The sequence below is a fragment of the Microcoleus sp. K5-D4 genome (assembly GCF_036704575.1).
Classification (GTDB): Bacteria; Cyanobacteriota; Cyanobacteriia; order Cyanobacteriales; family Microcoleaceae; genus Microcoleus.
Genome location: NZ_JAUBSD010000013.1, coordinates 40,671 through 56,077 on the forward strand (window position 1 = coordinate 40,671; position 15,407 = coordinate 56,077).

At 45.6% G+C, this 15,407-nt stretch carries 8 protein-coding genes; 1 reads left to right on the plus strand and 7 read right to left on the minus strand.

Translation table 11 applies throughout. The annotated features are described in order from the left end of the window. Positions 1-165: 165 nt before the first annotated feature. Positions 166-5,874 carry an AAA family ATPase gene (locus QUA77_RS06415; protein WP_333449606.1) on the plus strand — a complete coding sequence of 1,903 codons (5,709 nt, stop codon included), beginning with the start codon at positions 166-168 and terminating at the stop codon, positions 5,872-5,874. A 333-nt stretch (positions 5,875-6,207) separates the two neighbouring features. Here QUA77_RS06415 and QUA77_RS06420 read toward each other — a convergent pair whose 3' ends face one another. The 7 genes from QUA77_RS06420 to QUA77_RS06450 form a co-directional block, all read right to left on the minus strand. After that, entirely contained in the window at positions 6,208-6,765 is a 558-nt protein-coding gene (locus tag QUA77_RS06420) for a hypothetical protein (protein ID WP_333449607.1), read from the minus strand. 651 nt (positions 6,766-7,416) lie between these two features. Further along, positions 7,417-7,896 carry a GNAT family N-acetyltransferase gene (locus QUA77_RS06425; protein WP_333449608.1) on the minus strand — a complete coding sequence of 160 codons (480 nt, stop codon included), beginning with the start codon at positions 7,894-7,896 and terminating at the stop codon, positions 7,417-7,419. Positions 7,897-8,092: 196 nt separating this feature from the next. Beyond that, positions 8,093-9,679, minus strand: a complete 1,587-nt coding sequence (locus QUA77_RS06430) for an NAD(P)H-quinone oxidoreductase subunit 4 (protein WP_445302062.1) — start codon at positions 9,677-9,679, stop codon at positions 8,093-8,095. 551 nt (positions 9,680-10,230) lie between these two features. Next, positions 10,231-12,276 carry an NAD(P)H-quinone oxidoreductase subunit 5 gene (locus QUA77_RS06435; RefSeq protein ID WP_333449609.1) on the minus strand — a complete coding sequence of 682 codons (2,046 nt, stop codon included), beginning with the start codon at positions 12,274-12,276 and terminating at the stop codon, positions 10,231-10,233. Positions 12,277-12,500: 224 nt separating this feature from the next. Beyond that, entirely contained in the window at positions 12,501-13,949 is a 1,449-nt protein-coding gene (locus QUA77_RS06440) for a Tic22 family protein (protein ID WP_333449610.1), read from the minus strand. 115 nt (positions 13,950-14,064) lie between these two features. After that, positions 14,065-14,442, minus strand: a complete 378-nt coding sequence (locus QUA77_RS06445; protein WP_333449611.1) for a thioredoxin family protein — start codon at positions 14,440-14,442, stop codon at positions 14,065-14,067. Between the two features lie 45 nt (positions 14,443-14,487). Continuing rightward, positions 14,488-15,201, minus strand: coding sequence for an NnrU family protein (locus tag QUA77_RS06450; protein ID WP_333372208.1), 714 nt, complete (start codon positions 15,199-15,201; stop codon positions 14,488-14,490). Between the last annotated feature and the right edge of the window lie 206 nt (positions 15,202-15,407).

A 15,407-nucleotide genomic window follows, 5' to 3' on the forward strand; every position in this document is an offset into this window, starting at 1 on the left:
CCTGATGCACTTTAGCATTGAATGAGCGGATAAAATATTGCCACTTGCTAATAAGCTGATTCCCTGCTCGTTTAATTTTTCCCAACAGGCGATCGAACATCGCCGTCTCCGATTTCCCTCTATCAATTCCAGGCCAGAATAATCGTACTCATGGAAAAAACGAATATGAAAACCACGCTGCCCGGTTACAAACTCTTATCGTTGCCGCTTCATGAAGGTGTCAATACAGTTATTTATCGGGGGGTTAAGCAGTCGGAGCAAACTCACGTTATAGTAAAAACCCTCAAAGCCGAGTATCCCACAATAGAAGAAATCGCCCGGTTGAGACATGAATATAAAATCCTCAAAACTCTTGACATGGCAGGGATTGTCAAAGCTCACTCTTTACAAAAGCATAATAACGGTCTGGCGCTGATATTAGAAGATTTTGGGGGAAAATCTCTGAAAAACCTAATCGCAGCTAAACACCTTGAAATAAGCGAATTTCTAAGTCTGGCAATTCATTTGGCAGAGACCCTAGCTCAACTGCATGAAAATAAGATTATCCATAAAGATATTAAACCGCAGAATATCATTATCAATTCCAAAACAGATAAAATTAAAATCATAGATTTTAGCATTTCCACGTACCTAGAGCGAGAAAACCAGAGCCTTAGCAATCCCAACTTGCTAGAAGGCACCCCCGCCTATATGTCTCCAGAGCAAACCGGGCGGATGAATCGCTCAATTGACTACCGCACCGACTTTTACTCATTAGGTGTCACCTTTTATGAAATTCTGACTGGAAAGCTCCCGCATCAAGCCACCGACCTCCTGGAATTAATTCACTGCCATATCGCTAAAAGACCAGTGCCACCCCATGAGCATATCGGTGAGATTCCCGAAGCGATTTCTGACATCGTAATGAAATTATTAGCCAAAACCGCTGAAGACAGATACCAAAGCGCCCTGGGGCTAAAAGCTGACCTAGAAATGTGCCGTCATCAACTGCAAACGCATGGGAAAATTGGCAACTTTCCCATCGGTAAGAGAGATAAATTTGGACAATTTCTTATCCCGCAAAAACTATATGGCCGCGAGCAAGAAGTAGCCACTTTGATGGAAGCCTTTGAGCGAGTCTCCGGCGGAAACAGCGAAATGATGCTAGTGAGCGGTTACTCAGGAATTGGCAAATCTTCCTTAGTGAATGAAGTTCAAAAACCCATTCTCCGGCAGCGGGGCTATTTTATCTCCGGTAAATTTGACCAATTAAAGCGAAATATTCCTTATGCTTCATTGATTCAAGCTTTCGCCGGCTTGATGCGGCACCTGTTAACAGAAAGTTCGGAAAAACTAGCGATTTGGAAACAGCAACTTTTAGAAGCTTTAGGCTCCAATGGCCAAGTCATAATAGATGTCATTCCCGAAGTCGAACTGATTGTCGGCCCTCAAGTAGCTGTTCCGCAATTGGGGCCATCTGAATCAGAGAATCGCTTTAATCGCGTGTTTAAAGAATTCATTCATGTATTTACTAAACCCTCACACCCCCTCGTCGTCTTTTTGGATGACTTACAGTGGGCAGATTCGGCATCGCTCAAGTTAATTCATCTGCTGATTTGTGACCCTGACAGCCAATATTTACTGCTGATGGGAGCCTATCGAGATAATGAAGTTAGTCCGACGCATCCGTTGATGCTGACGTTGGAGGAGATTCAAAAGAATGGGGCGGTTGTAAATAATATCACCCTCCGTCCTTTGGATATTGGCAACGTCAGCTTGCTGGTAGCGGATACCCTGAAGGAGTCTTCCGCTCCGAGAAACCGGGTTTCTGAATTGTCCGAGCTACTTTTCAATAAAACTCAGGGGAATCCTTTCTTCTTGACTCAGATGTTCGCTACTCTGCATCAAGAAAAGCTATTAACCTTTGAATTCAGTGCTGGGTGCTGGCATTGGTCATTGAACCAAATTCAAGCAGTAGGCATCACGGATTATAATGTCGTCGAACTGATTGCCAGAAATATTCAAAAACTCTCGGAGGAAACGCAGGATGTCTTAAAATTAGCCGCCTGTATTGGAGACAAATTTAATTTAGAGGTTCTGGCTATTGTCAATGAAAAATCTCAGTCGGAAACGGCAGCCCATTTGTGGGAAGCGCTTCAGGCTGGCTTGGTTTTGCCCCTGAGCGAAGCCTACAAAATCCCTCTCGTTTTTACCTCCGATGAAATGAGCAGGGAAGGAAATGAGACAATAGCTCCAGATTCTCCTCTGCTATCATGCTCACCTGGTCCTTTCCCTTACAGCCATCACGCGCCTATCGCTTACAAATTTCTCCATGACCGGGTGCAGCAAGCGGCGTATTCTCTTATTCCCGAATCTCAGAAACAACAGACCCATTTAAAAATTGGTGAACTGCTACTTGAGAATACTCCAGCAGACGAGATTGAAGAAAATATTTTTGAGATTGTCAATCAGTTAAATGTTGGGGCTGACTTCATCACCGATCAGCCCAAAAAAGATCGTCTAGCCCGATTAAATTTAATAGCTGGTCGAAAAGCAAAAGCAGCGTCAGCTTATGAAGCTGCTGTCACCCAACTAAGAGTAGGGTTAGAACTTTTGGCAGAAAAAAGTTGGCAGAGTAACTACGATCTGACACTAGCACTCTATGTAGAAGCGGTGGAAGCAGAATATATTAATACCAATTACGAAAAGTCAGCAATTCTTGCTGAAGTTGTTCTGCAACAAGCTAGCACCCTGCTCGAAAAAGTGAAAGTATACGAGCTACAAATCCAGTATTATATGGCTCAAAATCAGATGTTAAAAGCCATTGATACGGGACTGCAAGTGCTGGATATGCTGGGTGTTTCCTTGTCAAATGACGAGGGTAACGGGGGTTTTCTGGTTGAGTTGCCAGATATCGCAGACTTAGACAATATCCCAGAGATAACAGACCCTTACAAAATAGCCGCTTTAAGTATACTGACTTCTCTTATTTCTCCTGTTATTACTGCTAATCCCGCAATTTTGGCTCCACTTGCAGTGACTTTGGTTAAAATCTGCATGGAGTATGGTCATTCGCCTTTTACTGCTTTTGCGTATGCTTTTTATAGTGTAATACTGTGTTCGGTAATAGGGGATATAGATGCCGCATATCAGTCGGGTAACTTGGGATTAACGTTGTTGAATAAATTTAATGCTAACTCGCTTAAATGTAAAGTTAATCAATTATTTTATGGCTTGGTTATACACTGGAAAGAGCCAGCTAAAAAAGCTTTAGTCCCCTTACTGTCAGCGTTTCAAAGTGGAGTGGAAACTGGAGATATAGAATATGCCGGTTATTGTGTTACTGTCTATTGTGCGAGCATATTTTTAACGGGCGAACGATTAGACATTGTAGAAGAGGAACAAGAGCAATATCTAGATTTAGCGCTCAAACTAAAACAAGATTATTCTATCTATTACATCCAAATATTTCACCAATTGACGCTAAATCTTCAAAATGAATCTGAGACCCAATGTCAGTTGGCGGGCAAAAGTTTTAATGAAACACAAATGTTGCCTGTTTTTATTGAAACTAACAATAGAATTTTGCTGTTTATAACTTATCTAGCCAAGACAATTCTATTATATCTATTTAAAGAACCCAAGAATGCCGTTGCCAATGCCTGTTTAGCCGCCGAACACGCAGTCAGCGTGATGGGAATGGTAGTTAGTGCTCCTCACAACTTCTATTATTCCCTTGCTCTACTCGCTGTTTATCCTCAAGCTTCACACGCCGAACAACAGCAATACATCAGCTTAGTTGAAGCTAATCAAGAAAAAATGCAGAAATGGGCATTTCATGCCCCCTCTAACTTCCAGCATAAGTACGAATTAGTGGAGGCGGAGAAAGCGCGGGTATTGGGTAAAATTGGCAAAGCGATGGAGTATTATGACGCTAGCATTCAAGGAGCCAGAGAACAGGGATACATTCAGGAAGAAGCCCTAGCTAATGAACGCGCTGCTGAGTTTTATTTCTCTCGCGGGCGGGAGAAGATAGCGGAGATTTATTTGACGGATGCTTACTATGGCTATGTTCGCTGGGGAGCCAAAGCAAAAGTGCAGGATTTATCAGAAGAATATCCTGAATTCTTCTCGCGAATACTGACTAAAGAAACCCCCAGCTTCGACGTATCACGGACGACGTGTTCGACGACTACCGGGAGTTTTGCAGCACTGGATTTCGCCTCTGTGATGAAATCTTCTCAAGCTATTTCTGGCGAAATTGTTCTGGAAAGTCTGCTTTCTAAGTTATTGAAAATTGCGATCGAGAATGCTGGGGCTGAAAAAAGCTATTTAATTTTGGACAAAGATGGTCAACTCGTGGTAGAAGGGACGGCAAGCATAGATAATAATGAGGTAGTCGTGCTGCAATCCGCACCAATAGAAACTACTCAGAAATTGCCTTTTTCTCTCCTCAATTATGTGGCTAGGACTCAGAAAAATGTGGTTTTAAATGATGCGAGTCAGGAGGGAATTTTTACCAGGGATAGCTATATAGTTAACGCCCAACCCAAGTCAGTTTTATGTATGCCGATCGTCCATAAAGGAAAGCTCATTGGTCTGCTTTACTTGGAAAATAATCTGACAAGGAGTGCGTTTACTCCCGATCGCCTGGAAGTTTTAACCGTGCTCTGTTCTCAAGCGGCGATTTCCCTGGAAAATGCCCGACTCTATGCCAATTTGTCTGAGGCGACTGACAATCTGAAACAAGCCAATGAGCAATTAGAAGATTACAGCCGGACTTTAGAACATAAGGTGGAAGAGAGGACGCAGGAATTAAAAGAAAAAAATCTGCTCCTGAGCCAGGAAATTCGCGATCGCGTGCAGATAGAGCAAGCTCTGCGAATATCAGAAGCGCAATTAAAAAAACAAGCCGAACAACTAGAGCTTTCTTTCCAAGAACTCAAGCGCACCCAGACCCAGCTAATTCAGACTGAGAAAATGTCCTCCCTGGGACAGATGGTGGCCGGGGTGGCCCACGAAATCAATAACCCGATTAACTTCATATATGGCAACCTAACTCACGTCAGGACTTACTGTGAAGACATACTAGGACTGGTGAAACTCTATCAAGAACAATACCCCCATCCCACAGCAGCGATTGTTGAGGATATTGAGGCAATCGAATTAGATTTCTTGATGGAAGACTTACCCAAAGTGCTGGATTCGATGAAGGTGGGGGCAGACCGAATTCGCGAAATTGTCCTCTCCCTGCGAAACTTCTCGCGACTGGATGAAGCGGAAATGAAAGAGGTCGATATCCATGAGGGCATCGATAACACCCTATTGATTTTGCAGCACCGACTGCAAGCCAAATTAGATCAGCCTGCTATTCAAATAATTAAAGAGTACGGCCCGCTGCCGCTGGTGGAGTGCTATGCGGGCCAACTGAACCAGGTGTTTGTAAATTTACTGGCGAATGCGATTGACACTCTTCATGACCAAAGGGGGGCGCGCACGATCGCAATTCGCACCTCAGTGGGGTATGGGGAAGAAGAAAAATCCCCGATTTCCAATCCCCCCCTTGCGGAAAGCTCTACATTTTCTTCGGCTGAGGTGGATTCCCAGAACCTCGCCCCGGCCCGGAAAGCTCCCCAATTTGTTGTGATTCGCATTTGCGACAATGGCCCCGGTATGACAGAGGAAGTGAACCGGCGGCTGTTCGACCCCTTCTTCACGACGAAACCCGTAGGGAAGGGCACGGGTCTGGGGCTGTCAATTAGCTACCAGATTGTGGTAGAAAAACATCGCGGACAGTTGAAGTGTGTTTCTCATCCCGGCCAGGGAGCAGAGTTCATCATTCAGATTCCTATTAGACACGACTCTCAAAAATTGGCTTTGCAAAGCCAAACCTGATGATTAGTTGTTATTGGTATTTCCATTCGTCTCTCTACAGGATTAAGTTGAAGGATAGAATGCGATCGCGAAATTAGATTTCAAACTGTGAATCTAGCAGTCACACTTCACTCTCCAAGCATTGGCCGTACCTACAATCTGTAGAAGTTCCAATTAGAACCTCCAATGATTAGCCTTTGTTTGATTACAACCTGTAGCTTATATCGCATACATAGCGGTCTAACGGCCAAATGCAGCGGCGGCAGATAATCTCGAACTAAAGACCAGTGGGTTTCGACCGTCCACTGCCATGCAGTGTTAGGCTTAGGCGTTAGATTGGTTAGATTGTATGCTTTAAAGAAAATCTGGTGATTTAGACAAATCCTTAAAGGCTCCCAAACTCTCTCTTAGGAACTCTATCATCCCCCTCAGTTCTTCAAGTTGAGCTAATAGTCGGGGATTTTGTTCGTCTAAAAGGGTAATTAAATTGTGGTAATCTTCTACAGAACTGGTATCAAGAAACGCTAGGTTTTGATGAATTAATTTGTTTCGCTCAGCTACAATGCTGGCAAGTTTACGTTTTTCTACTTTTAAGAAATCTGTATTGTCATAAGTAACCTTAAATGATAGAGAAATACCTGCCTCAGAAAAATCTGGTGTAGGCTCAGATTGACTAGCATCTCCCAAAATATTTTTATTAAATTCCTGAACTAACTTACCTAATGTTTGTTTTCGGAGTCGAGTTTCATTCCTACGTAACTGAGCTGAAATTGTTTTTCCAGTTCCATCTAATTGGCTCACTGAAAGCAAGTATTTGAAGGCTGCTTCGATTTTTGAAAAATTAACTATGTTTCTCCCCAGTTTTCTTAATGCTTCAGCTCTAATTGCTTCAATATCTACTGAGTCATTCATAAGGCCTAATTAACAAATTAGCGGACACTTACAAAACTTACATATATTCTTGCAAAAACAACAGATTGGCGGATGCTTTCAGTTCTAATAAACTTTAGCTTAATTACCGTCACAACCATTAACTACTAGACAACTTATGCCTTAATCAAAAGGGAATTAGATACTCCCAAGAAAAGGTTAGTAAGAACGGGTGGCAAGAACAGCTCTAAAGAAGAGTGAAGCCTAACTATGTATTCACCGTTAGAGCTGCTGCATAACACCCAAGATTTCCAAGATTATCCGTTAGATCTGCTCGATAACATCTCAATTTTAAGGGATTAAGCAGAAACCTTGCAGGTTAAGTCTGGGTTCTTGGGTGCTATCCGTCACCTTTGCTGGATACCAGGCCCTATATCGATCTTATCCAGCATTAACCTAATGTCCTAACCTACCGCTCTGATGTGCCTTGAGCGCTTAGTGGAGGCTCTGCCTTCGCGGAGTATGCCCGGGCGGAGTAGGAACGAGTGCGATCGCCCCTCGCTGTAGGTTGGGTAAAGCTTGTCACGTCCTTACTTGTGAATCAGGGTAACGTGAAACCAAACATGACTCGATTGAGCGATCGCGATTAACTAGCTATCGAACAAAGTAAACCTTGAGGCTTAACATTTGCACTTAAAGCTTCTTGAAGTATCTGGCAACTGGGAATAGCTCAAAGCCCACCTTTTCATAGGTGTGACGGGCTCTTTCATGGCCAGGATCGCCCCCAGTCTCAACCATAGCAACAGACATCCCAGCATCTTTCATCCAACCCAGAGCGAATTCTATCAAAGCACTACCAATGCCGCGACATTGAAAGTCTGGATCGACGGCAACCATGTAGATTTCACCCATGCTGTCCTCTGAGTGTAGTTTCACGGCTACAAAGCCCATAGTAGAACCTGCATCGATCGCAACCCATACATTCGTGTCTTCCGCAGCACAGACATCCTCCACAGCTTTTTGCTGGCTCACACGCCAATGATTGGGATAGAATGCCTGGTAAACATCAGCGTTCATCGCCTTCTGAATCGAATCAAAGACTGGGGTCCATGCCCGAAGCGAAAGACGAATAACAGCATCAAGGTGGCGAGGGTCGTAGGGTTCAATTTGCATTCCCACATGAACTCCTGTTAACTCTGAAAGCTGGCGTTGCTGAATAGAGGTATGAATTCAAGATTTCCCAATTGCTATAAGCCCGCTTGAGGGTGAGTTTTGTAACTTCAAGGGAAAAGGTTATTCATACCGTGAATCAGCAACGCCCGCTATTTTTACATTAGTTTGGGGGTTTTCTTCCTAACTCCCGTTCAAATCACAACTTGCTCGGCTCGATCGCCGGAGCACGCAGAGACACAGTTTTATCCGTAGCAGCCTTAGCCACAAGCGACGGCACAGAATCTCTCAGCTTAGCCGTCAACTGAACAGTAGTCGCATCGTAAACCTGAGTCAGCATCTTCGGATACAAACCAATGCCAATAATCGGCACTAACAGAGCCGCAATAATAAACACTTCTCGCGGTTCCGCATCCACCAATTCCTCGTGATCCGACAATTCCTTATTCTCAGGCCCGTAGAAGATTTCACGCAGCATCGACAGCAGATAAATCGGAGTCAAAATCACCCCTACAGCAGCTAGAAATACCACGCAAACCTTAAACACTGGATTGTAAGCATCGCTGGTTGCAAAACCCACAAACACCATCAATTCTGCTACAAAACCGCTCATTCCCGGCAAAGCCAAAGAAGCCATAGAACAAGCAGTCCACATCGCGAAAACCTTACGCATTTTCTGCCCCACACCGCCCATTTCATCGAGCATGAGGGTGTGAGTACGATCGTAAGTGCATCCTACCATAAAGAACAAACTCGCCCCGATTAAACCGTGGGAAACCATTTGCAGCATTGCACCGCTAATTCCCAAATCGGTAAACGAAGCTATCCCAATCAGCACAAACCCCATGTGCGAAATCGAAGAATAAGCAATTTTCCGCTTCAAATTGCGCTGAGCAAAAGAAGTTAATGCCGCGTAAACAATATTTACCACACCCAAAATTACCAAGATGGGCGCGAAGGTAGCGTGAGCATCTGGGAGCATTCCCGCATTCATCCGCAGTAAAGCGTAACCGCCCATTTTTAGCAGAATTCCTGCTAGCAACATATGGGCGGGTGCGGTTGCTTCCCCGTGAGCGTCAGGGAGCCAAGTGTGCAGCGGAAAAATTGGCAGTTTGACGCCGTAAGCTATTAAAAAACCTGTATACAGGATCAATTCTACATTGGGGGCATAATCTTTAGCTGCGATCGCCCGCATATCGAAAGTCACCGTATCGCCGTAAAACGCCATCGTCAGCCCGCCAAGCAAAATAAACAGCGAACCGCCTGCGGTGTACAGGATAAACTTAGTTGCTGCGTAGAGGCGCTTTTTGCCGCCCCAGATGGACAAAATCAGGTAAATCGGGACTAATTCCAGTTCCCAAACCAGGAAAAACAGCAACATATCCTGCACGGCAAAAACTGCGATTTGGCCGCCGTACATTGTCAGCATCAAAAAGTAAAAAAGCTTCGGTTTAAATGTGACAGGCCAAGCAGCTAAAGTAGCCAGCGTAGTAATAAAACCAGTCAGCAGAATCAGCGGCATTGATAAACCGTCAGCACCCACCGACCAATTCAAATCGAGTTGCTGCACCCAAGTATAGCTTTCTACCAGTTGCAAATCTGGATTGCTGAAGTCGTACTGAGTGTAAAAAGCGTAAACAAGTAGGGCAAAATCGATTAAACCCACAATTAGGGCATACCACCGCACCGTCTTGCCATCCTTATCGGGAATTAAAGGAATCAGCAAGGACGCAGCAATGGGAAACAGAATTGTTGTTGTTAACCAGGGAAAGTTAGCTGTATCCATTGCGTTTTAAAATGATCCATCAGTTATTAGGTTTAAACACATTTTGGCAATTTTAGCCTAAATTTTATACTTTCTTTAGACGGAACATTTTTTTTTGCTATTATTTGGACAAATTATGCGATCGCAACAGTTAAGTTTAATGAAAGATTTATTTCTATAGCAATCCTCGCATCATTTGTGAATTTCTTACTCCCTCCCCTTGGCATCGGGGAGGGTTGGGGTGGGGTAAAAAATTTATGACTCCTGCAAGGATTGCTATATTTGCTAATTCTCAATGGTGATTTATTAACCTAATACCATTTCTCAAAATATCTCCTAGTGGGGATACGGCAATGCCCAAAGCGTGTAAAATTAAGCCTAAAATCCTTGATAAATATTGCTTTTACCTGAGTCTATATCCCCCAAAATCCCCCTTAAGAAGGGGGACTTTGAGAGAATACTCTTGTTCCCCCCTTATCAAGGGGGGTTAGGGGGGCTCTAGACTTCGAGACAAACAAGAGATACAGTCGGTTTGACATTAAGTTGACACTAAATGCCGTGTCCCTAAAGATTTAACCGACTCCAGAAACGATCGCAAAACCCAGAACTGCGACAAACACAATCAGGGCATAAAACTGAGCGCGACCGCTCTCAAAGTATTTCAAACCTTCGCCGGTAATCAGCGTGACCAAACCGGTCAGGTTGACTACACCATCGACGACTCGCAAATCAACTTCCATGACTTGCCGCGCTAAACGGCGGCTGCCTTTGACAAAGAGAAAATCGTTGATATCGTCGAGATACCACTTGTTGAGGGAGAACTCGTAAAGCGGTTTGATTTTTTGGGCGATCGCACTTGCGTCAATTTTACGGCTCAAATACATCAGAGAAGCCAAAGTAATGCCCAGCAAAGCAATACCTACAGAGCTTCCGCCCATAATCAAAAATTCCGTCAAATTGAACTCAGCAGCGTGTTCCAAAACTTCTTCGAGAGATTCGCCCGGAGCGCGAACAAACTGCTCGAAATAATTGGCAAACGGCGTACCGAGAAAACCGATAAACACAGAAGGTACTGCTAGCAAGACTAACGGCAGAGCCATTGTCAGAGGAGATTCGTGAGGCAAATGGTCGTGCTCATCGTGACTGTCGCCAGTTGATGCCAATTCCTTAACGTTCATCGCTCCCGGGCCGAAAACAACACCGGGTTGCAAGAGTTGCCGCTTGATGGCGCTGTCATTGCCGCGGAATTCGCCCTCAAAGGTGCTGAAATACATTCGGAACATATAAAACGCGGTCATCCCGGCCGTCAACCAGCTAACAGCCCACAGAGCGGGATTTGCTGCGAAGGCGCTGGCGAGGATTTCGTCTTTTGACCAAAAACCGGCAAACGGGGGAATGCCACAGATTGCCAAATTTCCGATTAAAAAGCAAGAAGCGGTAATCGGCATATATTTCCGCAAGCCGCCCATGACTCGCATATCTTGAGCGAGTGCGGGGTTGTGGCCTACAACTGCTTCCATACCGTGAATCACTGAACCTGAACACAGGAACAGCATTGCTTTGAAATAAGCGTGAGTCATCAAGTGAAAAAGTCCGGCACTGTAAGCGCCGACGCCCATTGCCATCACCATGTAGCCGAGTTGGGAGATGGTGGAGTAAGCGAGGCCTTTTTTGATGTCATTTTGGGTAATCGCGATCGAAGCACCCATAAATGCCGTAAAACAGCCGGTGCAGGCGATCAAATTCATGACTGCCGGCAGCCCTTCAAACACCGGGTACATCCGAGCGATCAGGAATACGCCGGCGGCTACCATTGTCGCGGCGTGGATCAGGGCCGAAATCGGTGTCGGGCCTTCCATTGCGTCTGGCAGCCAGACGTGGAGGGGGAATTGAGCGGATTTGGCTGCTGGTCCCAAAAATATCAGGACGCCGAAGATGGTCGCCAGAGTCGCGCTGAGGGCGCCGGATTCGACTAATGAGTGCAGGCGTTCGCCCATCACCTCAAATTCAAAGCTGCCGGTGGCCCAGTAAATGCCGAGGATGCCCAGCAGCAGGCCGAAGTCGCCGACGCGGTTGGTGACAAAAGCTTTTTGGCAAGCGTCAGCAGCGGGTTTGCGATCGTACCAAAATCCGACTAGCAGGTACGAACACATACCTACGAGTTCCCAAAAAATGTAAATCTGAACGATGTTCGGGCTGATTACCAGACCCAACATCGACGCGCTGAAGATGCTCAGGTAGGCGTAAAAGCGCACGTACCCGTCATCGTGAGCCATGTAGCCGTCGGTGTAAATCATCACCAAAAAGGCGACCGTAGTGACGATCGCCAGCATCACCGCCGTCAGGGGGTCGATGATATAGCCCATATTCAGCGAGAAGTCGCCTGCAGAAGCCCACTGAATAGTGCGGGTGTAGGGTGCGTGGCCCTGTAGTTGACTCCACAGCAATGCGAAGGATAGTACCATTGACCCTCCGAGCGCGGAGACGATTAATATCGCATTCGCTTGTCGGAGTTTGTTGGTTGCCTGGTTAAAGGTGATTAAGCCTAGACCTACTAGCATTGCGCCTGCCAGCGGCAGGACTGGAATCAGCCAAGCATATTGATAAAGCAGTTCCATGACTGATAGGTAGTTTAAAGTTTCTACTAGATTGACAAAACTGTAAACAATTGTGACACAGGCTTGGACGACTGGGCATAAATGCTTGATATTTTTTGAAGTATGCTGAGTTGGCGGCCTTATGGATTTAGGTTGTTAGGAGTTAATGTGCCATAAATCTCACCCCGAACAGAGTCGGGATGAATGAATGCCCGTGAAACTGATATTGCGGAGGTCGATCGCGATTACCCCAAGTTTAGAATCGAATCTGTAGTGGAGGCGATGAATGTGGAACTGCGAACAGTTGCCGGTGTTGCATTTAAAACATTCGCTAAAATGTCGCCATTAGCTAACAAGATTAGCGTGTTTGCACCCTCCGCATTGAAATTGAGGTCATTAAGAGTGATACTGCCTGCGATCGCAATTCTATCCCCTTGATTTAAATCGGTAATTCGATCGGCAAAATTTGCATCCCGCACCCCTGCATCAACATCTATTTTGATAATAAAATTATCTATTTCGCCGCCGCCCGTAAGAATGTCAAAACCTGCATCGCCTAATAAAAAATCATTACCTTCGCCGCCGTTGAGAGTATCATTTTCTCTCCCTCCCCGCAAAAAATCACTGCCACTTCCACCGTCTAGACTATCATTATCTTGACCGCCGCTGAGCAGATCGCTGCCATCATCTCCGAAAATTAAATCGCTGCCTTTGCCACCCCGCAGCAAGTCGCTACCAGCGCCGCCGCGCAGCAGATCATTTTCAGCATTCCCATTAATTACATCATCATCTGATGAACCACTCACGGTATCGTTACCGTCTAAGGCTCGCACGCCGCCAGGAAATTGAGTCGCACTGTTTGGAGGTATTTGAAATAAATCATTGCCAAGAGTTAAGTCAAAAAAACCTCCGCTAGCGGATGCAGTCAATAACTTATTAAAAACGCTCAACTGCTCAAAGTCTGTGATACTTCCAGGAAGTTGGCGCACAAATTCCCGCGACTCCTGCGAGGGAATCAAAATCAATTGGTTCAAGAACGCGTCGTCCTCAGTACGCAAAGCTTCCAAAACGCTCTCCAAGTTCACCACCTCAATCTTAATTGTGGCAGTGAGATTCGGCTGCTGCTGCTGGAAGCGCTCCACCAGTTCCTGCAGTTCTTCCTTGTTAAAAAACAAGGGAATCACCTCTTGCTGGTTGCGCTGAATCGTCAAATAACCATTTTCCGGGCCACCTCTGGCCAAAAACAGAGGTACACCGTTGAACTCGTTAACCTGTTGACCAGTCTGCTGAAGTACAGTTTTAGCCAACTGCACCTGCTGCGGAGCCGGAACGTAAGAAAATTGGATCTCCTCCGGCTTGCCTTTATTTGCTTGAGTGATCTGATAAATTTCCCCCAGCGACACCGGCGTCACGCGCACGGAGGCCGCCAACTGAGGGTTTGTAGTTTTCAGTTGATCGATAAAAGCTTGAGCATCCTGCTGGCTGATAAAAATTCGTGCCACTGAATCATTGCCGGTTTGACCCTGACCTTGTTTGGGAACAGTAGAGATGAGGGGAGCACCCTGAGCATCTGTAATCACAAACACCGGCACCGAGCGCAGCTTTTCGTCAATTTCTGTATTAGACAGTGCTAATGCTGTGAGATTTCCCGCTTCCGAGGCAGGGAGCAAGTCAACATTAACTAAATTAGACATGGTGGTATTAACACGTGTTAAATTCGTTAAATCTTGTACTTACCGGCACAATAGGTGTTATATCCCCGAATTTTTTAAGAAGTCGGGGGTCTAACAGCTATGGGACTTAAAAATGTTACCTGTTGGCTACTTCCTGAAGTTGCAGCCGTTGAGATGGGGAAGCTACGTGAGCTGCGAGCATCCAGGAATCCAGAGTTCGCCGCAGTTCCTCGCGTCCTTTGTAGTCTTCAAATCTAAATCGAACTTTATCGCCCTCAAACAAAATCAGCGTGGGCAGACTTGTCAGCCGATAAGTGTGGGCCAACTTGAAACATTGATCGGCATTCACCCCAACCAGCTTGATTTTTTCTGCCCACTCTGCCTCAAAAGTCTTAAGCGTGGGGTCGATCGCGCGGCACAAACCGCACCAAGGAGCCGAAAAGTGAACTAAAACGGGGGTAGAGGCTTGAAACACCTCTTGTGCAAAAGTGCGTTCGCTAACCGACAACACCATGAGCCCTCAAAATTTAATAATTTTTTTTCTATCCTAGGGATCATGCTACCAGTATATGTTCCTAGTGACACGCATCAAAAAAGGATGAATTTCCCACAGCAAACCAGTAAAAATGACTACACCTACGTAGGAAGGGCGCAGAAACTCAAGCAAATCAAGGGTTTGACGCTTTTGTAGGATTGCCAAAAAAGGCATGATTGAGGTTCGAGATTTGATGGTTTCAAAGGATTCTCCAAAACGAGCCTGAAGTCGCCTGTCGCCGTGCCACACTCCGAAGAGGTGGTGAAGTACCAAACCGATGGAAGTGACGAGGGTAAAGCTAGTGCCAATCCACAGGGTGTGGGCCACGCACCAAATCACCTGTCCCACCATTTGCGGGTGACGGGTGATGCGAATGATGCCAGTTTCGTAGAGGTGCACTTGGGGCTTTTGGACGGCGGCAATTTCTAGGAGGTTGAAAGTTGCTGGGTACAGAAACAGAAAGGAAATTGCCGAAAGTATCCAAACTGCGGGTTTAACTCCGGGTAATCCCTGTACTTGCCAAAGCTGTACGCCGTCGTAGCGGTGGTTGAAAAAGTAGACAATCAGAATGACGGCTAGCGGCAAACTGACAAGGGCAAACAAAACGCGGTAAAGTCTCGGCCCGATCAGCTTTTCACCTTTGGGCCGGAGGGCTGCTAAACCGCTGTGGGCGATCGCAAAAACCAGTAACAAGCCCAGAATAACTAAGTGGGAGTCGAGCGCCAAGTCGATCGTCATTGCAAATATTAAGAAAAGTTATTGATTCTCGGCCAATTTGTGTCACAAAGTATCTATGGGAGCATTCAGCGGTTATCAGTCAGTTAACTGTTCACTGTTCGCTGTTGACTGTTGACTGTTCGCTGTTCGCTGTTGACTGTTCGCTGTTGACTGTTCGCTGTTTGCTGTTCGCTGCCTACAGTCAACCGTCAACCGTCAACTGACAA